This window comes from Niabella aurantiaca DSM 17617, from assembly GCF_000374125.1.
Taxonomy (GTDB): Bacteria; Bacteroidota; Bacteroidia; order Chitinophagales; family Chitinophagaceae; genus Niabella; species Niabella aurantiaca.
The window spans coordinates 85,535-112,265 of sequence record NZ_KB893628.1; the positions used below are offsets into that span (position 1 = coordinate 85,535).

Below are 26,731 nucleotides of genomic sequence, written 5' to 3' on the forward strand. Positions count from 1 at the left end.
TAAATTTACATTTTCTGACCTGTTCAAAAAAAATTTAATTTTTTACTGCCAGCGTCTTGCCGCACCCGTCTGCGACCGGAGAACGCTCCGACGCTAAAACCTTGCTATCGTTCTTCAATTTTTAATCGTTACGTTCTTACCGGATCAACGGTTGGATATCCGGCCTATGATCAGCAATCTTCCGTTTCAAATTTACACATCCTCTTTTCCAAAACACATACACTATCCCGTTTTTAATTTATACTTTTTGATATTTCACGTATATTTAATCAGTGAAGAATTTTCATAAATATCTCGCAAAAACAACCATCGAGGACAACTGGGGCCTTTATGTTACTACGGTGGGTTATACAAAGATCCGGGAGCACCAGCCTTACCCGCTGAGCAAGGAACACCCCAGCACGCATCGTTTTACCTGGAACAAGGGCCGGATCCTGAATGACTATTATATCGTATTCATATCGCAGGGAAGCGGCGTTTTTGAAACGGCGCACCAGGCGGCCGGCACCATCCGGGAGGGAAGCTGTTTCCTGCTGTTTCCCGGGGTCTGGCACCGTTACAAACCGCTTTCGAAAATAGGATGGGAAGAATACTGGATCGGGTTTAACGGCTACTATCCGCAACGGCTGATGAAATCGGGGTTCTTCCATAAGAAGAGTCCCGTCATCCATGTGGGCCTTAACGAGGAGCTGCTGATGATCTTTCACAGCCTGATCGACACCATTAAAAATGCAGCGCCCGGTTATCACCAGCTTATTGCAGGATCTGTTCTGCAGATCCTGTCGCTGATATACAATGCTTCCGTTTACAAAACGGAAAATATCAGCGATGCCCTGCAATATATTTCCAAGGCGAAGTTTTTACTGCAGGAGGCCCTGGAAAGCGATATCAGCATGACGCAGGTTGCCCAGCAGCTTACCGTAAGCTACTCCAAATTCAGAAAGGATTTTAAAGAGGTTACGGGCATATCGCCCAACCAGTACCACCTGGAACTGCGGCTGGGAAAAGCCAGCGAGCTCTTGAGGGCTACCAGCCTGCCCATTAATGAGATCGCTGATCAAACGGGGTTTGAGACGCTTTTTTATTTTTCGAGGATCTTTAAAAAGAAATTTGAGCAGTCGCCCAAGCATTACCGCGAGCAGCACCGGAGATCCCGCCCGGGAGAAATCCGTTAGAAGGACTTTTATAGCCGGCCGCCTCTTAGGGCTTTTAACCTGCTGCCATCCGCATCATTTGTGAAGCCGGCCAGCCCTGTTCAGGCGCCCAACGGAACACCTGCTCTATGCCGGGCGCTGCAATAGCTCCCTGCGGCAGGTGATTGAAGGAAGGCGTTAAGGTTCCTGTTTCCAGTAGCGCCCGAATAATCCAACATAGGTTTCCTTGTGTGTAGGCGCAACCACCCGGTCGTTTTCTTTTACGGGATTTCCGGCATCCACATAGGTGGCGGTCACAAAGGAATACAGGAACCGGTCCTGGTAATCCACAACAGGAGGGAGGTGCGTACGATTGACCGCCGGCCGAATCAAATTCATGAACCCTTCCTTAGACGGTTTGGTAAAATAGGCCGCCAGCACAACGCCTACAATGAATAACAAGATGCCTCTTCTGAATTTCATGTTTTGATTATTTGAGAGAACAGGGAGAGAATGGTGAAAAGTTTGTAGTGAAAAATTGATGGTGCAATGATGATGGCGGGTGGCGGGATGGTTCGTTCCTGCCGGCTGCATCCAATTTGCTAGTGACCATCCATATCCACCATTGATCCATTGACCACTCCCCTTTAACTGAACAGATACTCCACATCCTCTTTTGTCAATGATTTTACAAATCCCGATTCATCGGCGATCAGGTCTTTTGCCAACGCTCTTTTCTTTTCCTGAAGTTTGAGAATCTTGTCCTCAATGGTATCCTTGCAGATCATCCGGTAGGCAAAAATACTTTTGGTTTGCCCGATGCGGTGTGTCCGGTCAATGGCCTGCTGCTCTACCGCCGGGTTCCACCAGGGGTCTACAATGTACACATAATCTGCCGCGGTAAGGTTCAAACCTACACCCCCGGCTTTTAAGGAGATGAGGAATACCCGTACTTCTTCGTTCCGCTGGAAGCTCTGAATGGCTTTTTCCCGGTCCGGGGCGGAGGTGCTTCCGTCGAAATACTCGTATTTAATGCCCAGCTCTTCCAGCTTTTGCCGGATCAGGCCCAGCATCCCCAGGAACTGGGAAAAGATCAGCGCTTTGTGGTCGCTCATATTTTCGGTGATCTCACGTACCAGCTCTTCAATTTTTATGGAGTGGTTCTCAAAGGATTCTTCTTCATTCAATATCGCAGGAGAATCACAGATCTGGCGCAGCTTCATCAATCCCTGCAAAATGGTCATTTGCGAACGGCCAATGCCCTGCGTTTCGATATTGCCCAGGATCTTATCCCGGTAATCGTTGCGGTAGGCATCATAAATAGACCGTTGTTCGCTTTCCATCTCGCACCAAAGGATCATTTCCTGCTTTTCCGGCAGGTCCTTAGCCACCTGCTCTTTTGTTCTGCGCAGGATGAACGGGTACAGCAATTTCCGCAGGTGTTCTTTCCGGTCCGCCTCGCCCAGTTTATCAATGGGGATGGCAAATTCCTGCCGGAAAAACTCAATGCTTCCCAGCATTCCGGGATTTAAGAAATTCATCTGCGCATAAATATCAAACGTATTGTTCTGCAGCGGTGTACCGCTCATACAAAGCCGGTGCTTGGCGTTGATCAGGTAAGCCGCTTTTGTAACCTTACTGGCCGGGTTCTTGATCGCCTGGCTTTCATCCAGCACCGCATAGTCGAACGGAACGCTTACAAACAATTTGATATCGCTGCGCAGCGTTCCGTAGGTAGTGATGGTTACATCCTGTTTCAGAATGTCTTCTGAGTTGCGGGTACGTGAAGGTCCGTGGTGAATGCGGTAGGTAAGGGAGGGTGTAAACTTTTTGATCTCATTCTCCCAGTTATAGATGAGGGTTGTGGGGCAGATCACCAGGATCCGTGCATCCGGGTTCAGTGATTTGTGATGCTCCAGGTAGGACAAGGCCTGCACGGTTTTTCCCAAACCCATGTCGTCGGCCAGAATGCCGCCCCAATTCACATTTTTGAGATAGTTGATCCATTGAAAGCCGGCCATCTGGTAAGGCCGCAGTATCGGCAGCAGGTGCTGCGGAGGTTCTATCTCATGAATTTTTTCAAAATCCCGCAGCCGGTTGTATTTCTCTTCCAGCTCAAAGACCAGCTCTTCTTCATTCTTCAGCTCAAAAAGTTCGTCCACCACGCTCTTATGGTATTTGGAGAGCTTCAGGTTCTGATTGGCGCCTTCCCCTACGCGGAACAGGAGCGCGTATTTTTTCAGCCATTCTTCCGGCAATACGCCCAGCGTACCGTCGCCCAGCTGCACATACATCTGTTTATTGGCCAGGGCCCGCTTTACATCCGCAATGGAAACCTGCTGGTTGCCAAAAACAATATCTACTTTGGCGTCAAACCAGTCGGTATTACTGGAAATAAAGATCTTTGTTTGTGGTTTGGCGGTATTGAAACGGAAGTTCCGCAGCGCATCGTAACCAAAAACAGGTACCTGCATCTCCTTCATGGCATCCACAAATAAAAAGAACCAGTTATCCTTCAGGATCTCGTTCCCTTTTAAAGCCAGTGTGCCGTTCTCTTCGTTCATCACCAGGTTGGAGTGCAGGTTTTTGAGCCGGTCTACAAAGGCATTTTCTTTTTCTTTGTTCCGGTGTATGGACAGGATCTTATCTCCTTCGGGAATCAGGAACACCTCTTTGCCCAGCAGGTCCGTCTCATATCCCTTATAGGAAAACTGCGGTTTAAAAACAAGGTGGTCTCCTTTTTCGATCAGCAGCAGTTTTGCCTCCGGCACAATGTTCTTCATCACATGCAGCATGGAAGCATCAAAATCTACTTTATACTCGCGGGCCAGGGGCAGGAGGAACTCATGCAGGGTCTCTGCCCATTGGTCCTGTGCAATGAACATTTTTCCATTGGGCAGGAATTTTTCGATCAGGCCGATGCTTTCTGCATTACTGAACAGGAACAGCTGATGATTGTACAGGAACAGCAGCGGGCAGGGGCTTTCATTCTGTTCCACCCCGTGCACCATGCCTCTTAAACGTATCAGGCAATCGCAGCTGAACTGGTCGTCCGCCTCTTTGTCTACAAAAAACTCCGTAACCGCGGGTTCCGTAAAAATATCGATCTGCTCAATGTTCCCGGTAACAAATGCTTTTCCTTTGGGCAATATAAATGCCAGGCCGTCCTCACCGGCATCGGTAAGCAGCTTCCGCAGCCGGGGCAGCATGTATTCATTGATCAGTTGCCGGGTTTCATCGCCGGCTTCCACAACCGGCTCCTCCGGCTCCCAAAGGTTGCTGAACGGCGTATTCCGGCTTACATATTTATTGATCTCCGCATCCTGCAGCTTCCGTACCGCATTCAGCAGGCTGATGTCTTCCTCATTAAAGTCGGAGGTATCTATGAAATGGGTAATGTCCAGCGTGGCGGCTTTGCCCGCAAAACCGGATCCGTTCTCATTGACTTCCCCGGAAATGGCATGTACCTGAAAATAAGGGTAGGTGGTCTTATTAAAATCGAATACGATGCCGAGTTTTCTGGAGGGCTGCTCTTCAACCACAACAGATTCTTCTTTTTCGATGGCCTGCAATGGCTGCCTGACGGCCGACGCTGCGGGCTTTTCTGCAGCGCTTAACGTATTGATGCGTTTGATTTTTGGATCCAATACCCGCAAAAAGGGCTTTCCGTCTTTAAAAACGAACTCAAATTTTCCTTTCAGGTCATCATTGAGCGAGTATCCGTAGGCTTCCAGCAATTTGTTCTTTTCCACATCCCGGTTGCGGATGGTGTCAAAATAAAACGGCCCGTGCTGTTTGATCAGCTGCAGGAAAACGATGACCTTGGGTAACCCAAGCGGATGATCGGTATCTTCATAATCGCAGCTGGTATCAAAGTTCCGTTCTTCATTTTTTTTGATGGCTACTTTGTATTCCTTTCCATCAAGCGCCACCACGGCTCTAACGGTTTCATCCTGTGCGTACACGATCTTTGCTTTCTTTTTCTGCAAAAATTTTTCGGCTTCATTAAAGGTTTCAGGCGCGCAAAGATGCCGGATCGTCCGGATGTCGAGGTTCCGGATCTTTACTACGGTATGGCGCTGGTCGTAATACACTTCTTCATCCTCAAGCTGCCCTTTATCCATCAGCTCCTGCAGCTGGAACAGGGCGGCCACTTCATGCTTGCACACTTCTCCCAGGTTGTAGGGGCAATTGCATTTTAATGACAGGTTCTTGGGGTCGTTAAACTTCTGGATGTGTACTTTGTAAAAGGTGCTGTAAGAGTCATCCTTTACCCTGAAAAAAATACTTCCGGTCAGTTTATCATACTCAATCAACTCTACAAACCCAAGCGCAAATGTTTTTTTGCCCCTGCGGATCACTTCATCTGTACCGTAGGTGTAAACGTGTTTTAATAAATGTGGTAATGCCAAACCGCTGTTATTATGCTTAATAAATAATGCCTCTTCATTCCTTTTTTCATTGGAAACATGCACCCGTACTGGTTTTCCGGCACCGCTGTGATACCGCTCATCCGGGAGTGTGCTGCTGCAGACACCCACACCTTGCCGGTTGGGGCTACAAAAAGGACAATCGGCAAAAATAAAAGAATCTTATCCGCTTTTCCTACTATTTGCCCAAGATTTTGATAAAATTTATAATATGGTCTTAAATAGAAAAAATACTACCTTTAGGGGTTAGCCTTTCCGGATCAGCCGGCCTTCTTTGTAAAGCGGCAGTATATCTGCCACATTCTCCTGTAAACAAAAGGCGATATCATCAATATAGCCAAAGCGGTCCACCAGCCGGTGATAGTGCGTCAGGTTCTTTGAAAAGCCCGGCAGATCATTCTTATTCTGCTCATACATATATTCTGCCATAAAGGAGCTGTCGCAATGGATAGAAAAATGCGCTTTTACCCGGTTGATCACGGCTCCGGCAAACAGCGTGTCCTCCAGGTTAAATTTATCTTTCCATCCCGCACAGGCCAGCACCACATTCTTGCGTTGTGCGATCAGGTAGTTACAAACGGAAGAAAGGTTGGGAAACGAACCGGTAATGATATCGCCCGCGCCCTGTTCCAGGGCCATGGACAGCAGCCGGGTTCCGTTGGTAGTGGTCAGCACCAGCACCTTATCTTCAATAAATGCCCTTTTATATTCCATGGGGGAGTTGCCGTGGCTGAGCCCGTCGGCCAGCTTTCCATCCCGCTCTCCGGCAGCAATGCCCCCCACGGTTGCACTGATCTCGACGGCTTTGGGCACGGAATCAACCGGAATGATGTACCGGGCGCCATTGTAAAGGGCGGCCGCTATGGTGGAAGTGGCCCTGAAAACATCAATGACCACCACCACGGTATTGTTAAGGTCGTAAAGATGGATCAGCGCGGGCGATAATGAAGTAAAAAGTGTGGGTTTATGATCCATCTGCTGTTTTTTTAAGGCGATAAATTTATACAGTTTTGGTTAAATAGAAGCAGCTTTTCAGACTAATGATGCATCTGAAGCGTAACAGGTGTTATTTTAAATCCCTTTTTTTCCAGTAAATCCAGCAATCCGTACTTTTTATTTAAAAAAAGATGCCCGATGCCTACGGCAATAAAACAGTTTTTTGTCATCAAATCCTCTGTTATTATTGTTGCCCATCGTTTGTTCCGGGCTACGTTTGTTGTCCAGTCAATTTCCTCCCTTTTTTGATTATACGCCAAAGAAAAATCAAATAATCCCTTGTCGAACAGGCGATAACTTGCCCGGTCTGTTTCAACTTCCTTGCTTTTTCCGTCCGTTTTCAGCATTATAAACTGATTGATGATCCCTACAAACTCCGCTTCCATTATTCCCTCGTCTGCCGATTTTTTTTTCATATACTCCGGATCATCCAATGGTCGCATGGGCAGTTTCAATGAATCGGCATACAGTTCCACCAAATTATCCAAAGGCATATAGTACTCAAGTTCGGCCGTATCAAAGGGGCGCCCCAGCAGGGCATCCCGGTACTGAAGCATCATTGGAAAACAATAATAGCCCAGCAGCAGTTGTTGCTCCATCAGGTTCTTACTGCGATTTATACGATCCGAGATCTTTTCCGGCCCATTGAACGAGGCCATAAAGAAGCTATCTGTTTTTGGGGAGCTTGCCCCAAAGAATGTTTCAAATTTTTTAGCCGGCAGTGTTGAGTCCAGGTAAAAAGTTACCGGATCGGCATCCGGACCAGATCCGTTGGATTCCGAAAAAAACAACGCGGCATGCTTCATTTTTTCCCGGATCTCCGGAAACTTATCGAACCATTCCTTGCCGAATACATGGAAAGTACCCAGGATATAAGATGAAACCTTACCCGATGGCGCCTCGATCTTCCAAAAAACCGATGCTATTTTCTCCGTTCTTTGTGCCACTGAATTTTGCAGCAGCAACAGAGACAACATAAGCAGTCCGACTGTTTTCATTGTATGGTTCCGGTTACATTTTCTTTCGAACAGACGGATTCAATCAGGCAAAGGGCAGCTTCACCACTTTTGCCTTTAATAGCTTCTCACGTACTTTAATGAACACCGGTGTTTCAAAAGCTGCAAAACCGGACTGTACATACCCCAGCCCGATGGCTTTTCCTAAAGAAGGCGCCTGGGTTCCGGAGGTTACGGTTCCTATGCCGTTGCCCTGCTCATCACAGATCGCATATCCATTGCGCGGAATTCCTTTGTCCTGCAGCTCAAAACCCACCAGCTTCCGTTCCACACCAGCTTCTTTTTGTTTTTTCAGCAAGTCGCCCGCCGTAAACTCCTTGGTAAATTTGGTGATCCAGCCAAGGCCGGCTTCCAGCGGACTGGTGGTATCGTTCAGGTCATTGCCGTAAAGGCAGTAGCCCATTTCGAGGCGCAGGGTATCCCTTGCCGCCAGCCCGATCGGCTTCAGACCTTTGGGAGCTCCTTCCGCAAAAATGGCATCCCATATTTTATCCGCAGCGCCATCCCTGTCCTCAAAATAAATCTCCACGCCGCCGGCGCCGGTATAGCCGGTAGCGCTGATGAGCACATTGTCGACCCCCGCAAACCGGCCTTTTTCAAATGTGTAATATTTTAGATTCAGGATGTCGGTTTCTGTAAGCGGCTGCAATATTCCCGTGGCATTTGGCCCCTGGATGGCCAGCAGGGCCGTTTTATCAGAAATATTGTGCGTTTCCACTCCTTCCGTATTGTGGTCATTCAGCCATTTCCAGTCCTTATCAATATTCGCCGCATTGACCACGATCATGTACGCGCTGTTCTCTTCGATGCAGTAAATGATCAGGTCGTCTATGATGCCTCCCTGTTCGTTTGTAAAACAGCTGTACTGGGCCTGGTTGTTCTTCAGCCTGGAAGCGTCATTGGTGGTTACACGCTGTATCAGATCCAGGGCTTTGGGTCCTTTCAGGATGAACTCGCCCATATGGCTCACATCAAAAACACCGGCATTCTTCCTAACCGCCTGGTGCTCTTCATTGATCCCGGAATAGCTGATCGGCATATTATACCCGGCAAATTCAGCCATTTTGGCTCCAAGCTCCAGGTGCTTTTTTGTAAACGGGGTTTGCTTCATATACAAACTTTTGGCTTTAAATTTTGGCTGCAAATTTACGGGATAGGGCGGGAGAAAAAATGTAGAATGCAAAATATAAAATAAAGAAAGGCGCCCTATGAAAAACAGGGGCAGCAGAAAAATCCTATCTTACCTGTATGAAACCGATCTTCGTTCTATTTTTAACGATCATGACCACAATCGCTGCCGCACAGGTAAAAAATGATCCATGGCTTATGGAGCTGCTGCAACAAAAGGCGTCCCCCTTGCTAAAATCGGTACTGCAGCAACCGGATGTGTATCAATACCAGCTGATTTACACCGAAATAAAGCGGGATGCGCATCAAAAACCCATTTTTACCAATCATTACCTGAACGTGGACCGAAACCGCTATTTTAACCCGGCTTCCACAGTAAAAATGCCGGTGGCCTTTGCCGCGCTTGAAAAATTGAACCGCCTCAAAAAAAGGGTGACGGCTAAAACAGCCATGCTTACCGACAGCGCATTCAGCGGACAAACCGCCGTAACGGAAGACACAAGCGCTGAGAACGGACTGCCGTCGGTGGAGCATTATGTCAAAAAGATCTTCCTGGTAAGCGACAATGATGCCTATAACCGGCTTTATGAGTTTGTGGGACAAAAGGAGCTGAACGAATCGCTCTGGAAAAAAGGATATGCCGATATCCGCATTACCCGGCGTTTTGTTCCCATGACGCCGGAAGAAAACCGGCATACCAACCCCATTCGTTTTGTCAGCAACGGGAAAACGGTGTATACCCAGCCAGCGGCATACAGCAATATCCGGTTCCGGTTTCCCAAAACAAAAATACTGGTAGGCGACGCGCATTGGGATAAAAATGACAGCCTCATCCATGAGCCCATGGATTTTACCACGCACAACAACCTGCCGCTGGAAGACGGGCAGCTCCTGCTGCGCAGTGCGCTGTTCCCCGAATCTGTGCCATCCGCACAAAGATTTTCTTTAACAAAGGACGACTACCGGACGCTGTACACCTATATGTCGGAACTTCCCCATGAAAGCCGCTTTCCTGCTTATGACCGTTCCGAGTTTTTTGACAGCTATACCAAGTTCTTCTTTTTCCGTTCGGGCAAAGAGCAGATCCCCGGGTACATACGTGTATTCAATAAGGCCGGATGGAGCTACGGGTACCTCACGGACTATTGCTATGTGGTGGATTTTAAAAACAACCTGGAATTTATGCTCAGCGCTACCCTTTATGTAAACAAGGATGGTGTCCTTAATGACAATAAATACGACTACGAAGAAATTGGATATCCGTTCTTCAGGGAAGTTGGAAACATCATTTATGATCACGAGCTTCATAAGAAAAAGCCGGTGCTGCCGGACCTTGACCGCTGGAAATTCCGCTATGAATAACCCCCGGCAAACAATTGTTTGTATGCATCTAAGTGCTCAAAAAGGCGTTTATTGTTGATCCGGAACAACATTTTAACCATTTATTACAACAAGCCATAGGGGTTATTTGTCAATTGACTGTAATAAGAGTAATCACTACTTTTTTTGATTTAATTTTGCAGTATGCAGTTCGACAAAATTCATAACAAAGGACAGGCAAGACTTTTTAAGAACGACTACCTGGAGATGCTGACAAAGACACACCCGTTGGTCATCTGGGGAATGTATATCCCTGTTATTGCGTATATGTTGTATTATAGTCACCATGCCTATAACTATTCGGTGGGCTATGTATTCCTCATTTTTTTTATCGGCATCTTTTTCTGGAGTTTTTTTGAATACATCGCGCACCGGTTCATTTTCCATTGGGTTGGCGATAATCCAACGGCTCAAAAGGTTGCCTATGTTATGCATGGCAATCACCACCATTATCCCAGGGACCGGCAGCGTTTATTTATGCCCCCGGTACCCAGCATCATCATTGCGTCTGCACTGCTGGGTCTCTTTTACCTGATCCTCGGGAAACTGGCGCTGATGTTCTTCCCCGGCTTTATGCTGGGCTACCTGATGTACGGCACCATGCACTATGCCATCCACGCCTGGAACCCGCCCTTTAAATGGATGAAGGGATTGTGGAGGAACCACCACCTGCATCATTATAAAGACGAGCATAAGGGCTTTGGTGTAAGCAGCACGATCTGGGACCATGTATTTGGGACGATGTTCGATCTGAAAAGAGAAAAAGAAGACAAGGAAAAGGTAAAAGAACTGATGTTCACCAAAAAATAAAATATCGCCATTTATGCATCAAGAATCTGCGCCGTTCCGTCGCAGATTTTTTTTATGTCAGCCTGACAATTATTTATTTTACCCTTTCTGCAATTATTTCAATCTTTTTTCGTTTTTTAGACATTGAGAAATGTAACGTTGATCGCTGCCCCTATCGACCGGAGCCCTTGTCTTTGCCGTCATCGTTTTTTTATGTAAACCTCTAAACCAGAAATGCTATGTACAGATCGCAGCAATTGCGTAGCCATGCCGGCTATGCATCCCTGTTTAAGCGCCCTCCGCTTAAAAGTACGTTTTTGTTCGTTGTTATTCTTCTAACGCTGGGGGTCTTTCCCCGGGAAAGCCTTGCAAAAAATACCGGGGCAGCCCCTCCTGAAAAAACCATCACCGGAAAGGTGACCGACGAAACGGGCCTGCCCATCGGAGGGGCATCGGTTTTATTAAAGGGATCCAACACCGGCGTTGTTACAGACGCACAGGGCGCCTTTACCATAAAGGTTCCCGATACCGGCGGCACTCTTGTTATTTCCTATGTGGGTTACCAGGCGCTGGAAGTGGCCATCGGTGATCAGACAACCATCAATGTAACGCTCAAAAGCAGCGCCTCGGAGCTGCTGACGGACGTGGTAGTGGTGGGCTACGGCACGCAAAAAAAGGTAACGCTGACCGGCGCGGTGGCCGATGTAAAAGGGACCGAGCTGGCCAAAACCCCTACGGTAAACCTGACCAATACACTGGCCGGCCGGCTTCCCGGCATTACCGCCATCAATACCGGCGGCGAGCCGGGGTATGATGGCTCCACCATCCGCATCCGGGGTACCAATTCGCTCGGGAACTCCAGTGCGCTGATCGTTATTGACGGGGTGCCGGACCGCGAAGGAGGCATGGAGCGGCTGAACCCGAACGATATCGAAAGCATTTCTGTATTAAAAGATGCATCTGCCGCCATCTACGGATCGCGGGCGGCCAACGGGGTCATCCTCATTACCACCAAGCGGGGCAAAAGCGGAAAGCCGCTGCTGTCCTATACCTTTAACCAGGGCTGGGCCCAACCCACCCGCATCCCCAAAATGTCGGACGCGGTGGAATACGGCACCCTGCGCAATGAGCTGGCCGTTTATGAGAACGTACCGGTAGATCAATGGAAGGCCGCATGGGATGCCCTTACCGCCACCGGCACTTATAAGCGTACCGATAACGGCGCCACAGTAAGCTCTCCTGTGGGCTTTTTCCCGGACGATATGCAGCAATACCGGGATGGGTCCGATCCCTGGGGACACCCCAACACCGACTGGTTCGGAGCCACTTTTAAAAAATGGTCGCCACAGGTGCGGCACAATATCCAGCTGACCGGCGGATCCGAAAACATCCGGTACCTGGGCTCCATCGGCTATCAGAACCAGGATGCCTACTATAAAAATTCTGCCACCGGTTACAAGCAATATGACCTGCGGTTAAACCTGGATGCCAAACTGAACCAGTATATGAACCTGACCGTGGGCATCGCCGCCCGGGAAGAATACCGCTTCTTTCCCACAGAAACAGCCGGAGAGATCTTCCGGATGCTGATGCGGGGCAAACCCAACGAACCGGCCGTATGGCCCAACGGTTTGCCCGGCAGGGATATTGAGTATGGCCAAAACCCGGTGGTGATCGCCACCAATCAAACGGGCTATGACCGCGACAAGCGGGATTATGTGCAGACCAACGGAAAACTGGAGATCCTCATCCCCGGTGTGGATGGCCTGAAGATCACCGGAACGGCGGCTATCGACAAATACATCAAGAACCAGAAACGTTTTGAAACCCCCTGGTACCTGTACTCCTGGGACCGCAGCTCCTATGAAGCCGATGGGGTAACACCCCAGCTGACCCGCGAACTGCGCTCTACTTTTACAGACCCCCGGCTGAACCAGTGGACCGAGAATACGTTAAACATCAATCTTTCCGGGCTGCTGAACTACGATAAAAAGTTTGGTGCACATACCGTTAATTTTTTAGCTGGTGTGCAGCGGGAAACCGAGGACTACGAGGGCTTCCGGGCTTACCGGCGTTACTACCTCTCCAACGCACTGGATGTGCTGGATGTGGGGGGCGACCTGGAAAAGAACAACGGCGGCGGCTCCTACCGACGGGCACGGCTAAGCTATTTTGGTCGCCTGGGTTATAATTACAGTGAAAAATACCTGTTCGAATTCCTGTGGCGTTATGACGGTTCCTATATTTTTCCGCCGTCGAAACGCTTTGGCTTTTTCCCCGGTGTAACGGCCGGATGGCGGATCTCTGAAGAGCCCTTCTTTAAGAACAGCGTTGCATTTATCAACAACCTGAAGCTACGCGGCTCCTGGGGGCAAATGGGGGCCGAACCCTACTTTGGGAACACCCTTGCCGAATACCAGTTCATTGCCGCTTACCCCTTCAGCACTTATGTGCTCAACGATGCCGTGGTACAGACCCTGTTTGAGAACCGCGTAGCCAACCAGAATTTTACCTGGGAAGTGGGAAACAACATGAACATTGGCCTGGATGCCTCTTTTTTAAACAGCCGGCTTACGCTGGAACTGGACTATTTCCGGAATGTGAGGGACAAGGCGCTGATCGCAGAAACGGGGCTGGTACCACAAAGCAGCGGTATCTCCGGTAAGCTGCCTCCCGTAAATAAAGGAAAAATGCTGAACCGCGGGGGTGAATTCAAGATCGGATGGCGGGACGATGTAGGGCAGGTGAGCTACTCTCTGGGGCTGAACGGCGGGTATGCTAAAAACAAAGTGCTTTACTCCAGCGAGCCTGCCGGTGTTCCGGAATGGCAGCGGACCACGGGTAAACCCTATGGTACCAACGGCTTTACCATTGTGGCTTACGAGTATGACGGCGTATTCCGCGACCAGGCAGAAATTGATGCCAATAAAGTGGATTACAGCGCCCTGACGAGCGGACTCCGTCCCGGCGATATGAAGATCAAAGACTACAACGGGGATAATAAGATCAACGGAGATGATATGGTGGCGCTTGACAAAACCCGTGACCCTTATTTCACCGGTGGCTTTAACGGGAGCGCAAGCTACAAGAATTTTGACCTGAGCTTTATGTTCCAGGGAGCCGTTGGCGGCCTGCTGTTCATTGGTACCGAATCCGGAGACATCGGGAACTACCTGAAATACTCCTATGACAACCGCTGGACCATCGACAATCCCAGCAGCGTGGATCCCCGGATCGCCAGCAGGGGCAATACTTATTATACCGGCGGCGCAGCACGCTTCAATACTTATTTTCTCCGGAGCAGCGATTACCTGCGGCTGAAGAACGTGGAGATCGGTTACAACCTGGCCATGCCGGAGCAGGTACGCAACATCATCAGCAGTGTCCGTGTTTTTGCCAATGGTCAAAACCTGGTCACCTGGGATAAGATGAAGATATGGGATCCCGAATCTACCAGCGGCAACGGTCAATACTACCCCCAGTCGCGCATCATCAATGTAGGTGCTACTGTAAGTTTTTAACCATGTACTATAAATTTAAAAAAATGAAAACATATATATTTCGGCCATTTTTTCTACTAATGGTCTTTTCTGCTACCTTCCTGAGTTGCAGTAAAGACTTTCTGAATATTGACCCCACCGGGCAGGTACCGGAGGAAACGGCCTGGCAGGATCCTGCGCTGGCCCAGGCTTTTATAACCGGCATTTACAGCGGCGGCGCCGGTGTGTATGGTTTGGGGGTAGGGGGGTTTGATGAGCAGATGCTGGCCTCCCTCACCGATGAGGCCACTTTTACCCATACCGGGCGCAACATTAACACGGTAATGGAGGGCAGCGCCAGTCCCAGCGGTGCGGGATGGATCCCCGGAAGCTATGGATGGAAAAACCTCTATGACAATATCCGTGCGGCCAACCTTTCCCTGGAAAAGCTGGCGGAGCCGGGGATCGATACGGTCCTGGCCAACCGGCTGAAGGGGGAAGCCCATTTTTTAAGAGCCTATTTTTACCACCAGTTGCTGCGCTATTACGGAGGCGTTCCCATTATTACCCGGGCCTACGACCTGAACCAGGATTACAGCGCGCCCCGGAACACCTTTGAAGAATGTGTCCGGTTTATTACAGCTGACTGCGACAGTGCCATCTGGCTGATCAATGAAACCGCAATGGACAAGGGCCGGGCCAGCGTACTGGCAGCGCTGGCGCTCAAATCGCGGATACTTTTATACGCCGCCAGCGACCTGTGTTATCTGCCCCTTGCAAAAACAAAGATCCCCGAGCTGGCCAGTCATCCGCAACCGGAGCTGTTTGGCTATACCGGTGGCGACCGCAATGCCCGCTGGAGGGCCGCAAAGGCCGCAGCCGAAACCGTTATGGAACTGGGCACCGGATACAAGCTGAACCTGGCCGCCCCCGTTTCCGCAGCCGAAGGCAAGACCAATTATATGTCCATTGCGATGAGCGGTTACAGCAAGGCGCTGGGTATGGATGCCAACGCAGGATCGGAGGTCATCTTTGGCCGCTACTATAACCTGAACGTAAATACAGGAGCCGGCGTAAGCATTAACCTCTACAACGGGCCTAACGGGTACCACAACTGGGCTGGCAACACACCCATTGGGTTGCTGGCAGACGATTACGAAATGGCCAACGGCACTCCTTTCAGCTGGAGCAATCCGGCGCAAAAAGCAAAACCTTATGTGGGCCGCGACCCTCGTTTTTATGCCACCATACTCTATGATGGCGCGCCCTGGAAACCCCGTGACCTGATCTCCGGAAATGCGGACCCGGCCAACCAGATCCAGACCGGGCAGTATGACCTGATAGTAGGCGGTAAAAAGATAACGTTCAACGGGCTGGATACCCGCAGCAGCTCCATCGAAGACTGGAATGGCAGCCGCACGGGTTATTATATGCGCAAGTTCACCGACCCGGACCCCAAGATCGTGGATGCCAACACCAAACAGCTGGTGCCCTGGCCTTTCTTCCGCTACACGGAAGCCGTATTTAATTATATCGAAGCCTGCATTGAGCTGGGTGAACAAGACGAGGCCCGCCGGTGGCTCAACCGGATCCGTTACCGCTCCGGCATGCCCGGCATAACCGATGCCGGAACGGCATTGAAAAACCGTTACCGGAATGAAAAACGGATCGAGATGGTTTTTGAGGAGCAACGCTACTTTGATGTGCGCCGCTGGCTGATCCCCCAGGAGACCGTAGGCCGTAAACTCAGCTTCATTAACGTGGTGGGCTCCTTCCTGCCCGGAAAACAGCTGGCAGACAGCTACCGGCATGATGAATCCATTTATAATTACACCTACACACCGGTGGTAAACGAAGCGCATGAAAACCGCAAATGGGTCAACAAGATGTATTATGCACCCATCGACCGGGATGAAATGAATAAGAATACGGCACTGGTACAGAATCCGGGGTATTAAAGCCGTCTGATGATCTTAAGGAGCTGTATCAAAAGTCGCTTTACTTTTGATACAGCTTTTATACAGAACCCGCCAAAATTTAATATTAACTAATCATTAATTTTTGTAACTTGGATAGATTCCGGAGTTATGAAAAAAGTGTTGCTTATATGGTGCTCCTTCCTGTTGACCCTTTCCCGTGTACACGCAGGCAACGACCCTAAAACAGTGCAGTTCCTGTTTTATGGCGATAGCATTCAATTTGTATGCAACCTGGCACAGCGGGTCGATTTTGATGAAAACACATTGTCCGATTCCACCATCCTTGATTTTTATACGACTATCCGGCAAAGGGATTACTCCGCGGTGCTTGCCGCATTAAAAAAATACGAAGCCGAGGAAGGTGCCGACGACTGGCTGTACTACCAGCTGGTGCGCGCCGTTGTGCAGCAGATCAGCCCCAAAGAAAAAAATTATATCCGTTATACCCTGTACAAGTGGTATTTTATGCTGCAATCCGGTTTTGACCCCCTGCTGAGCCTTCATGGCCGGCAGCTACTGTTCTACATCCAGAGCGATGAGAACATTTACAACATTCCTTATCGTATGAAGCAGGGTAAGCAGTATGTATGCCTGAACTACCATGACTATGGCAGTAATATTGATTTTGAAAAAACACCCTTTAAAGAAGTAGCGCTGCCCATTCCCCGGCACCAACGGTCCTTTTCCTACAAGGTCACCCGGCTGCCCCGGTTTGAAACCTCGGACTATGTAACCCGGGACCTGAAACTTACCATTTACGACCAGGATTACGACTACCGGGTAAAGGTAAACCCCAAGATCAAAAACCTGTTCGCCAATTACCCTACAGTAGATTACAGTACTTATTTTTCCATACCGGTGAGTAATGCCACCCAGGCATCCCTTATTCCGATGTTAAAAAAGGAACTGAAGGGCCGTTCGGTAAAAGACGGTATCGACTACCTGATGCGTTTTACACGGTATGCCTTTCCCTTTGAAGAAGATACCCGCCAGTTTGGGCGGGAAAAACGGCTGACACCGGAACAAACACTGCTCTACGAAGGCAGCGATTGCGAGGACCGGGTCCTCTTCTTTTTTTACCTGGTCAAAGAGCTCTACAACCGGCCCATGATCGTACTGGTATATCCCCGGCATGTGACCATTGCCGTAAAGCTGGAAAAGCCGGTAGGCACTTCCATTCTGTTTAACGGGGAGCAATACTCCGTTTGTGAGCCCACCCCCCAAAAGGAAGACCTGCCCATGGGTAAATTACTGCCGCAACTAAAAAACATACGTTACGAGGTAGCATATGCCTATCATCCATGACAGATTGGTGAACGCTGCAGGCCGCGGGCATCAGACCTCACCGCCCGCTCGCCGTTGGGTTCAGCGATTGCTTTACCACTCTTTGTATTTGCCGCGCCGCCTTCATCCGGGCTTTTAACAACAGCAGTTTATACGCCACTTCCTGCTGGCGCACCGGGTCGCAACCATCCAGGGCAACCTCTGCCCCGAGCGCCATGTTCTGCAGTAAGTCTTTATCCTCCTGCCAGGGGCCTCCCGCCGCCATCAGCCTTTTTATAAAAGCCAGTTTTAAGTCGAGTTGTTTTTGCCGCTCCTTCATTTTATCCAGGGCCTCATCTATGCGCAGTATATCCTCCTCCGCTTCGCGGGCCTGGTTGTCCAGCAGTTTTTCCAGTTTTCGCATTTTTTTTTGCTGACGAAGCGCTTCCCGGGGATCCGGCATACTTTTTTGCTGCTGAAACTGGTGCAGTTCCCATTCCAGTTGGGCCTGTTTATGGGAGGCCCGGTCGGGCAGTTCACGCAGGTCCTTTTCGTACATGCTCAAAAGGGATTGCGAAACGCCCAGGAGGAACGCCAGCTCCTGTTGAGTAAGGTGCAGTTGAGTTCTAAAGTATTTCATATGTTACGTTTTAGCTATTGCAAATTTACGCAGGCTATTGTGATCAAAAATTTGTAATACTTTTTACTATTACAGGCTTTTTATCACAAATTTGTGATACAGTTTTTGTAATAATTAATTTTATTACAATTTTCTTATTACAACAGGAAAAGACCCGCAAGCCTCAAAGGTCTTTCTACTCAAAAGAACGGGTCCGGAGCCGAAGAAAAAGAGGGGTTTGTTATGCGTGCAACGATGCGGTGTTGTGAACCTGAGCGGCGGTATGAAGCGCCCCGTATATATCGCCAAACAGCCCGGCAGACAGAGGGCGTATTGCCGGGAGGGTTTCCTGCACCCCAGCGTCAAAAGCAAATAGATCATACAGACTGGAACGGCAGCCTTCCGTTATGGTTCATTTTCGTGTACACAATATGGATCCCGTCTTCCGTTCTTGTCGTTGTTCCATTGGTTCTTTTTACCTGGAACGTACTGTCCGGGTTTAACAGCACGGTCTGCTTATATCCGATCGCCGCTCCTTTTTTATACCGTCCCATCCGGTACGAGTCTCTGTAAGCGTCCACAGCCCGGCTGCATTTTTTTGAGGTTGCTGTTCCTTTGCACAGGCGGTTATTGTAATTGCCATGCAGAGGATTCAAATATATGCTTAAGGGTGATCATATAGCCGGGTTTAAAAAAAGAAAGAGAACCGCAGCGGGCCCTCTTTCAAAAATGTTACAATGCAAAACGAGCAGTTGTTAATACTCGTTCTGCTCTGCATTCCAGGTAGTCCATGTTTTTGTCCAGTCATTGGTCTGATCAAAAGCGCCTTTGTAAGCAACGGCCTGAAAACCGGAAATACCGTCAAAATTTGCTCCGGTAAGTGCAGGAGAACCTGCCGCCAACAGGAAGCTGGGGGTTGCATTGAATTTGTATGCATCAGCAACTTTTGCTTCGGCGATCGTAGCCAAAACAGCATTATTGCTCTCGATCTGCGGTTTGATCACCGGGTTCGTTGTTTTAACCGGCTCCGGGCAACCGGCAATAATGTTGTTTTTAAACATCAGGCTGCCGGCGAGATAGTTCAATGAAGTGGCTGTACCTTTTGTATCATCAATATAAACACCGATCGGGAATCCAACGAACACGGAGTTTACAATAGACAGGGAAGAGTTACGGCGGATCTGGGCTCCATGTTTAAAATATTCATGAATGGTATTGCCCGTGCCATTCATGGGACCGATGATGGTAACATTTGAGAAAACGGCTTTTGTTTGCGGCGTTCTTGTAGAACCATTGCCATCGTTATCGGACTCAAAGCCATTCGACTCTGATTTATCCCTGTAAGCTGGGTTGCGCTGGGCAATGGCAAACTGAACTTTACCGGAATAACCATTGTCTGTGTCAAAATCATCATCCCAGGTACCGGTAGCCACAAGGTGGTCTGCATTTACGGTGCCGCCAAACCATTCGATGGCATCATCACCGGAACGGTATACCTGAACATAGCTCACCTGTGTTCCGGATCCAACCCCGCCAAAAGTGATCCCGTTAATTTCATTATCTGTAGAGTATTCCACCCCGGCAAATTCCACACGTACATATTTTAATATCCCGGAATTATCGGCAGGATTGTCGCCGCCATATTCGTTGAGGGTCGTGCCTGTAGGAACGGTTAAACCACCTTCCACTTTGGATTTATCTGCCGTTGTATTAGAAGGCGCTTTTCCCAGAAGGATCAGCCCGCCCCAGTCACCGGCCTTTCTTTGCCCTTTGGGGAAATTAGAAGTAAATACAATGGGCTTATCAGCAGTTCCCTGTGCAATGATCTTTCCGCCCCGGGCAATGATCAATGTTCCCTTGGATTTATTATCTCCCTTTATTACGGTACCCGGTTCTATAGTAAGTGTAGCGCCGTCAGCAACATACACAAATCCCTTAAGCAGGTATTTATTATTCGCTGTCCATGTCGTATTCGCTGTTATGGTGGAAGGGAGGGGATCACCGGAACCGCTTGCCTGGCCTACAACGATCTCCGTTCCTGTTTTTGGAGGATCAATCGTATCGCCTTTATCGCTGCCGCAGGAAGCGAAGAGCAGTGTTGCAACGCTGAACAACAATGTAACTTGTTTTTTCATATTCTTAATGTTTAAGTTTTTAAAAGTAGAAGTTAAATATTACCAAATCATTACCGGAGGGTGTTGATTGTGTTAACGATCTTTAGAATTTATAGGTATAGGAAAGGGTTACGGTAGTACCCGGCCGGTATTCTTCCAGGATCCAGTCCTTGTTCAATGTATTCATTCCGTTCTGGAACGAGCTTCCGTCAAATTTTTCGTTTCCGTTCTGATCAAAATAGAACCGGATGGGCGCATTCAGTATATCTTTTGCATTGAGTTTGAACGAGCTCCTGGGGCTTACCTGGTACGACACCTGGGCATCCAGCAGGTTGCGCGGCATTTCATATACCATTCCATACAGGTTACCGCCTACCAGGTCGATCCGCTGTCCGATCCTGTTGTACAGCACATTTGCACCAAACTTATTGTCTCTTGTCTGATAAGAAAGTCCGGTATTAATGGCATACGGCGACTGGCCGGTCAGCGGTCTGTCTGTGATCGTAGACCCGTCCGGCAGGTACAGCGGTCCATCCAGCTTCACCTTTGACTGGATCAGCGCCACATTCGTATAAAATTCCAGTTGCCTCAGTCCTTCACTGATAAAGTTCAGTTTCTTTCTTATCTCCGCTTCAAACCCGATGTTGGTGGCCGATGGGAAGTTGTTGGTGGTTACCTCCAGTGCACTTTGTGCCTTGTAGATCGATGTTTCGATCGTGTTCCTGAACTTTTTGTAAAACAGGGAGGCGGAAATAATTTCACCAGGCGCCATGAACCATTCATATTTCAGGTCAAAGTTGTCAATTTGAGAGCGGGTAAGATCCGGGTTCCCCAATACATTCGCCATCCGCTCAAAGTCATAATAATAGAACGGTGCAACCTCCCTGAACTCCGGCCGGCCCAGGCTTCTGAAATAAGAGGCCCGCAGGTTGGTCTTTGGTGTTATCGAATAAGTGAAGTTCGCCGATGGTAAAACATCCGTCCACGTTTTGCTGAAATTCTGCGATGAGTTTACGTTCAGCTTATAGTATTCGTACCGGACACCCCATACCAGGCGCAGCTTGTTGGTGAACTTGTTGTCCAGCAGCACATACCCCGCATAGTTGCCGGCATTAGCGGTATAACGGTCCTGCCCCTGGGTAAGATCTTTTAGCGAGTAGATACCGGAGTTGATCACACCGGGGGTAAATAACTGATCGATCGGGCTGCGCAATACCTCTTCCTCATTGGGGCCTCCGGGATTGATCACGGGGCCGATCATCCTGTTTTTATCATCACGATCCCTGTAGGCCGCAAATCCGCCGAATTTAACAGATGATTTTTCAAACAGGTTCACGGGCACTTTCAGGTTCACCGCGCCGTTGTAGATCTTTTCGTTCAGGTCGCCAAACAGCCGGTTGTTCTCCCTCCCCAGGTTTCCCAGGTCTGCAATAAATGCATTGCTGGTTCCCATAGACCGGGAATAGCCCACTTTACGTTGGTCCGGCCGGTTATTGGTCACCAGGTTAAAGGAGGCCAGGTAATCCAGCACCACGCCATTTTCACCCAGCTTATTTTCTCCTTTAAATGTATTCTTAAGCAGTGATTTCTGGATCAGGTCAAAGGCATAGAAACGGATATCGCTGCCCCGGCCCAGGTTGGAGCCTTCCCTGTAGAGGAGATTGTCATCAAAGATCCGGTTGTATAAATTCTTAAAAGAGTACTTCCCCTTCTCGGTCTGATAAGATAAGTTAAGCAGGGCCCCTATATTACTGGAATATTTATATGTATTGTCATTATAATTATAATCGTCATATTGGCGTAAGACATCTTTTTTTACGGTTTCGGAGTGGGTATAGGTAATCCCTGCCGTATAACCGAATTTGTTCCCGTTCTCAAAGATCCGCAGGTCGCCCATATTTGCCTGCAGGTTGAGCTGTGGCAGCGCCTTTCTTGTTTTTATATTGAAATCGTTGTTCAGGCTCAAAAGCGCGCTGTTGACCTGTTCCTGGCTAAGCTGTCTTCCTTCGATCGCATCGGTGCCCGGAAAGCTGGCGGGCAGCTGGCGGGCGCCGTTATCAAAGCCCAGGAAGTCCGTCCCGGACCGGTATCCCGATCTGAAATCTTTAAAGGTAGCAACAGAATTATACCCTATCCCCAGTGTGAAATCGATGAACTTGCGTGTAGGCACTTCCTTGGTGATTACATTGATCACCCCTCCTGCAAAATCTGCCGGCAGGTCGGGGGTACCCGCTTTGGTAATGATCATGTTATCGATCATTGAAGAAGGTATGATATCGAAAGAAAAAGCTTTCCTGTTGGGCTCGGTGCTGGGCAGTAAGCTACCGTCTGTAAGGCCCAGGTTATAACGGTCGTTCAATCCCCGGATGATCACAAATTTGTTGTCCTGTATGGTTGTGCCGCTTACTCTTTTTAATACATCCCCGGTCGACCGGTCCGGCGATTTACGGATGGCCTCGGCCGAGATCCCGTCTGAGATGGAAGCGCTGGTACGCTGTGCCTGGTACAAAGACGCTACGGTGCCCTGCTGACGTGCCCTTGCCGATACCACAACACCTGCCAGCTCCCCGGAGGCCGGCGTTAGGGTTACGGTCAGCCCGCTGTCTGCAACATAGGCCTCCTGCTTGTATGGGATGGTTTGTGTAATATAGTTAAGCGCCGTTACTTTTATAGTAGCCGATTGATTACTTCCTACGTTTATGCGAAATGCTCCGTCTGACTCGGATATGGCGCCTTTATTGGATCCTTCGATCAACAACGTAGCACCGGCAACCGGTTCACCTGTTACCGCGTTTGTTATTTTCCCCGTAATATTCTGAGAAAAAATATAATTACTGAGAATGATTAAAAGCCCTGTGAGCAGCAGCCTAATTTGCATATTGAATATTTCTGCAAAGATTCAGATCACATTGTTACCCCATTGTTACCGCCATGTTACCAAATCATCACGTCAGCATTACCATAATGTTAAGCCGCAGGTGCTGCTTGCATTTTCTGTTGAAAACGGTTGTCTTTTCCGTTAAAATCAGGCGCTCCTAATCAAAAAACCCAAATGAAAGTCCAAATCCTATATTAAGGAATTATTAATTCCTGTAATTTTATAATTATACTACAATGAAGGAGATAATTTTGCCACCAATTTTAAAAACATACCATGGGACTTAACTCTTTTCTAAAAATTTTCACCCCCAGCAATACCGTTTTTTTTGAATTGTTTGAGAAGATCGCTGCCAATGTAGCTTCAATGGGTAAACTTTTAAAACAGATGGTCAATGAAACCGATGCGGACAAGCGCAATTCCCTTTCCCAGGCCATTATTGATATGGAGCATGGTAACGATGAATTAACGCACAGCGTATTTACAGAATTGGGCAGGAACTTTATTACTCCGTTTGACCGCGAAGACATTCACTCCCTGGCCACTTCCCTCGATGATATTGCCGATTATATTTATGCTACAGCAAAAAAGATCACCACCTACCGGGTAAACCCCAATGAAACCGGTATGCACAAAATGGCTGAGCTGATCGTTCAGGCAGCAGAAGAGGTACAGGCCGCTGTAATGGAACTGCGGGACATGAAAAAGGTACGGAATATTACTGAGGCCCTTGTAAAGATCAACAGTATTGAGAATCAGGCCGATGATGTTTTTGACTTAAGTATCGAATATCTATTTGATACCGAAGCAGATGCCAAAGAGGTCATCAAGAAGCGGGAGGTATATCAGGCAATGGAAGTAGTTACGGATAAGTGTGAAGACGTAGGAAATGTGATCGAATCCATTATTATCAAATACGCCTAAATTAGATTTAGGTTAAGGTTAAGATCCGGGAGCGCTTCTATACGAACCAGCAGCTCCTTAACATCAAACTTTAAACGTAAAACTTCAAACCTTCTTCATGTTTACCTATCTCGTTGTTATCATATCCCTGGCATTAATATTTGACTACATCAACGGGTTTCATGATGCGGCCAACTCCATTGCTACCGTTGTATCGACAAAAGTGCTGACCCCTTTTCAGGCGGTGATATGGGCGGCCCTTTTCAATTTTGTGGCTTATTTTATTTTTAAGGACCACGGGGTAGCCAATACCATTGCCAAAACCGTCAAAGAGAACTTTATCGATCTCAACGTGATTTTTGCCGGGCTGATCGCGGCCATTATCTGGAACCTGTTTACCTGGTGGCGGGGTATTCCGTCTTCTTCCTCGCATACGCTGATCGGCGGGTTTGCCGGGGCGGGTATCTCCCACGCTATCGGAATGGGCGCCGGCAACCCGTTTACGGCGGTGAACTCCAGTGTGATCCTTACCATTGCCGCGTTTATTTTCCTGGCCCCCATCATCGGGATGATCATCGCATTCCTTTTTTCCATCTGGTTCATCAATTCATTTAAAAAAGGCTGGCGGGTAAAACTTTTTTCCTTCCTGGTGGTAGCTGCAGTATTTGTTTTTTTAAGCCTCGTCCTGGAAACAGATCCGGCCATGCTGAAATCGCACTATGAATCCTATTTCCTGAAGCTTATTTTCTATTCCCACAACTTTAAATTCATCCTGCTGGGGCTCATCCTGATCATTATGGCCCTGTTCTCCCTGTTTTTAAGCGGGCTGAATGCACACCGGGCCAATATCTGGTTCAAGCGGCTGCAGTTGGTTTCTTCCGCTATCTTTAGTATCGGGCACGGTGGCAACGATGCCCAAAAGGTGATGGGCATCATTATGGCAGCGCTGGTGGCCTATGACCCCGGTGCCTATAACCTGAACCATATGGTGGTTTGGGTACCGCTGGCCTGTTATACCGCCATTGCCCTGGGCACGATGAGCGGCGGCTGGAAAATTGTAAAGACGATGGGTACCAAGATCACCAAGGTAACCCCTTTTGAGGGGGTAGCCGCAGAAACCGCAGGTGCTCTTACCCTGTTTGCCACGGAGGCGATGAAGATCCCCGTGAGCACCACGCATACCATTACCGGCTCCATCATGGGGGTAGGCGCTACCAAGCGTTTATCTGCCGTACGCTGGGGGGTAACCATCAACCTGGTTTGGGCCTGGATCCTGACCATACCGGTGAGCGCGGTGCTGGCCAGCCTCGTTTATTTCATCATGAAACTGGTCGTTCCGGGGATCCAGTAGAAATTCAAAATCATACAACGGCAAATAGAAGTATCCGAAACCCGGTTACTTTTTTTGTATCTTAACAGATACTGATTTTTCTCAAATCGAGAATCGGGCATCCTGAATCTAAAAAAAAAATCCGCACCTTTGTGACTCAATAAAAATTATATGAGTAAGATTTTGGTGACAGGTGGTTGTGGCTATATCGGGTCGCATACCATTGTAGACTTAATTGAAAACGGATACGAGGTCATTTCGGTGGACAATAACAGCCGTTCGCAGCCTTTTGTCCTGGAAAACGTTGGAAAAATCACCGGCAAAAATGTGAAGAACTACAAAGTGGATCTTTGCAATTTTGATGACACCCATGCTATTTTTGAGGAGAACCCGGATATAACGGGCATCATTCATTTTGCCGCATACAAGGCTGTGGGAGAATCGGTAGAAATGCCCCTGGTGTATTATGAAAACAACCTGAATTCGCTGATCAATATTTTAAAATGCGCCCGGGATTTTGGCACCCCATATTTTGTGTTTTCTTCGTCCTGTACAGTATATGGAAACCCGGATAAGATACCGGTTGTGGAAACCACGCCTACAAAACCGGCAGAATCGCCCTATGGAGCTACCAAGCAAATGGGTGAGCAGATCCTGACCGATTTTGCAAAAGTATATGATGCCAATGTGATTGCGCTGCGTTATTTTAACCCGGTAGGAGCACACCCCTCCATCCGGATCGGAGAGCTGCCCATCGGACGTCCCCAGAACCTGGTGCCGGCCATTACGCAAACCGCCATCGGAAAGCTTCCCAAAATGACGGTTTACGGTGCCGACTATGATACAAGAGATGGCTCCTGCCTGCGTGATTTTATTCATGTAAGCGATATTGCCCATGCGCATACCCTGGCCATAAAATACCTGGAGGGAACGAAAAACAAGAGCAATTATGAGATCTTTAACCTGGGAACCGGGAACGGGGTTACGGTGTTGGAAGCCATTCAATCCTTTGAAAAAGTAAGCGGTGTAAAACTGAATTACGAGATCGGTCCCCGCCGGCCGGGCGATGTGATCGCCATCTATGCCAATAACGACCATGCCGTAAAAAGCCTGGGCTGGGAGATCAGATACGGCCTGGATGATATGATGCGTACCGCATGGGAATGGGAGCAGAAACTGGCAAAAGAGCAGCAGTAAACCCCCATCCGGCACCATATTATAAAGATTCGTGTTTTATATAGTTAAAGCAACTGTATGAAATACGAATCTTTTACATAGATGATCAATAAAATAT

18 protein-coding genes are annotated in these 26,731 nt (G+C 48.5%); 9 read left to right on the forward strand and 9 right to left on the reverse strand.

Annotated features, from left to right (window positions below; translation table 11 throughout):
• The first annotated feature begins 272 nt into the window (after window positions 1-272).
• Entirely contained in the window at window positions 273-1,175 is a 903-nt protein-coding gene (locus B160_RS0109445; protein WP_018627669.1) for a helix-turn-helix domain-containing protein, read from the forward strand.
• Between the two features lie 156 nt (window positions 1,176-1,331).
• Here the strand turns inward: B160_RS0109445 and B160_RS0109450 are convergent, their stop codons facing one another.
• The 5 genes from B160_RS0109450 to gcvT all read right to left on the reverse strand — a co-directional run bounded on the left by B160_RS0109450 (window position 1,332) and on the right by gcvT (window position 8,686).
• Window positions 1,332-1,616, reverse strand: a complete 285-nt coding sequence (locus tag B160_RS0109450; RefSeq protein WP_018627670.1) for a hypothetical protein — start codon at window positions 1,614-1,616, stop codon at window positions 1,332-1,334.
• 164 nt (window positions 1,617-1,780) lie between these two features.
• Window positions 1,781-5,545 (reverse strand): SNF2-related protein, encoded by a 3,765-nt coding sequence (locus B160_RS0109455; RefSeq protein ID WP_026309662.1) that lies wholly within the window; start codon window positions 5,543-5,545, stop codon window positions 1,781-1,783.
• 264 nt (window positions 5,546-5,809) lie between these two features.
• Entirely contained in the window at window positions 5,810-6,538 is a 729-nt protein-coding gene (locus B160_RS0109460) for a 2-phosphosulfolactate phosphatase (protein ID WP_018627672.1), read from the reverse strand.
• A 62-nt stretch (window positions 6,539-6,600) separates the two neighbouring features.
• Entirely contained in the window at window positions 6,601-7,536 is a 936-nt protein-coding gene (locus B160_RS0109465) for a TraB/GumN family protein (protein ID WP_018627673.1), read from the reverse strand.
• 64 nt (window positions 7,537-7,600) lie between these two features.
• Window positions 7,601-8,686, reverse strand: coding sequence for a glycine cleavage system aminomethyltransferase GcvT (gene gcvT / locus B160_RS0109470; RefSeq protein ID WP_018627674.1), 1,086 nt, complete (start codon window positions 8,684-8,686; stop codon window positions 7,601-7,603).
• Window positions 8,687-8,823: 137 nt separating this feature from the next.
• On the opposite strand from gcvT, the gene B160_RS0109475 reads away from it, so the two are divergent.
• The 5 genes from B160_RS0109475 (at window position 8,824) to B160_RS0109500 (ending at window position 17,635) form a co-directional block, all read left to right on the forward strand.
• The gene (locus B160_RS0109475; RefSeq protein ID WP_026309664.1) at window positions 8,824-10,065 is read left to right on the forward strand and encodes a serine hydrolase; all 1,242 of its coding nucleotides are present in this window, start codon (window positions 8,824-8,826) and stop codon (window positions 10,063-10,065) included.
• A gap of 162 nt (window positions 10,066-10,227) precedes the next feature.
• Window positions 10,228-10,893, forward strand: a complete 666-nt coding sequence (locus B160_RS0109485; RefSeq protein ID WP_018627676.1) for a sterol desaturase family protein — start codon at window positions 10,228-10,230, stop codon at window positions 10,891-10,893.
• Window positions 10,894-11,111: 218 nt separating this feature from the next.
• Window positions 11,112-14,393: a SusC/RagA family TonB-linked outer membrane protein gene (locus B160_RS0109490; protein ID WP_018627677.1), complete on the forward strand. Its 3,282-nt coding sequence runs from the start codon at window positions 11,112-11,114 to the stop codon at window positions 14,391-14,393.
• A 23-nt stretch (window positions 14,394-14,416) separates the two neighbouring features.
• Window positions 14,417-16,309 carry a RagB/SusD family nutrient uptake outer membrane protein gene (locus tag B160_RS0109495; RefSeq protein ID WP_026309666.1) on the forward strand — a complete coding sequence of 631 codons (1,893 nt, stop codon included), beginning with the start codon at window positions 14,417-14,419 and terminating at the stop codon, window positions 16,307-16,309.
• A 129-nt stretch (window positions 16,310-16,438) separates the two neighbouring features.
• Window positions 16,439-17,635, forward strand: coding sequence for a hypothetical protein (locus B160_RS0109500; protein WP_040679681.1), 1,197 nt, complete (start codon window positions 16,439-16,441; stop codon window positions 17,633-17,635).
• A 37-nt stretch (window positions 17,636-17,672) separates the two neighbouring features.
• Here the strand turns inward: B160_RS0109500 and B160_RS0109505 are convergent, their stop codons facing one another.
• The 4 genes from B160_RS0109505 to B160_RS0109520 all read right to left on the reverse strand — a co-directional run bounded on the left by B160_RS0109505 (window position 17,673) and on the right by B160_RS0109520 (window position 23,204).
• Entirely contained in the window at window positions 17,673-18,233 is a 561-nt protein-coding gene (locus tag B160_RS0109505) for a helix-turn-helix domain-containing protein (protein WP_018627680.1), read from the reverse strand.
• Window positions 18,234-18,589: 356 nt separating this feature from the next.
• The gene (locus tag B160_RS0109510; protein WP_157557981.1) at window positions 18,590-18,793 is read right to left on the reverse strand and encodes a hypothetical protein; all 204 of its coding nucleotides are present in this window, start codon (window positions 18,791-18,793) and stop codon (window positions 18,590-18,592) included.
• A 174-nt stretch (window positions 18,794-18,967) separates the two neighbouring features.
• Window positions 18,968-20,347 (reverse strand): hypothetical protein, encoded by a 1,380-nt coding sequence (locus B160_RS0109515; RefSeq protein ID WP_018627682.1) that lies wholly within the window; start codon window positions 20,345-20,347, stop codon window positions 18,968-18,970.
• 82 nt (window positions 20,348-20,429) lie between these two features.
• Window positions 20,430-23,204, reverse strand: a complete 2,775-nt coding sequence (locus tag B160_RS0109520; RefSeq protein WP_018627683.1) for a TonB-dependent receptor — start codon at window positions 23,202-23,204, stop codon at window positions 20,430-20,432.
• Between the two features lie 276 nt (window positions 23,205-23,480).
• On the opposite strand from B160_RS0109520, the gene B160_RS0109525 reads away from it, so the two are divergent.
• From B160_RS0109525 to galE, 3 genes are all read left to right on the forward strand, one after another.
• On the forward strand, window positions 23,481-24,128 hold the full coding sequence (locus B160_RS0109525; protein WP_018627684.1) for a DUF47 domain-containing protein: 648 nt from the start codon (window positions 23,481-23,483) through the stop codon (window positions 24,126-24,128).
• A 97-nt stretch (window positions 24,129-24,225) separates the two neighbouring features.
• Window positions 24,226-25,458 carry an inorganic phosphate transporter gene (locus B160_RS0109530; RefSeq protein ID WP_018627685.1) on the forward strand — a complete coding sequence of 411 codons (1,233 nt, stop codon included), beginning with the start codon at window positions 24,226-24,228 and terminating at the stop codon, window positions 25,456-25,458.
• A gap of 150 nt (window positions 25,459-25,608) precedes the next feature.
• Entirely contained in the window at window positions 25,609-26,634 is a 1,026-nt protein-coding gene (gene galE, locus B160_RS0109535; protein WP_018627686.1) for a UDP-glucose 4-epimerase GalE, read from the forward strand.
• Window positions 26,635-26,731 lie beyond the last annotated feature (97 nt).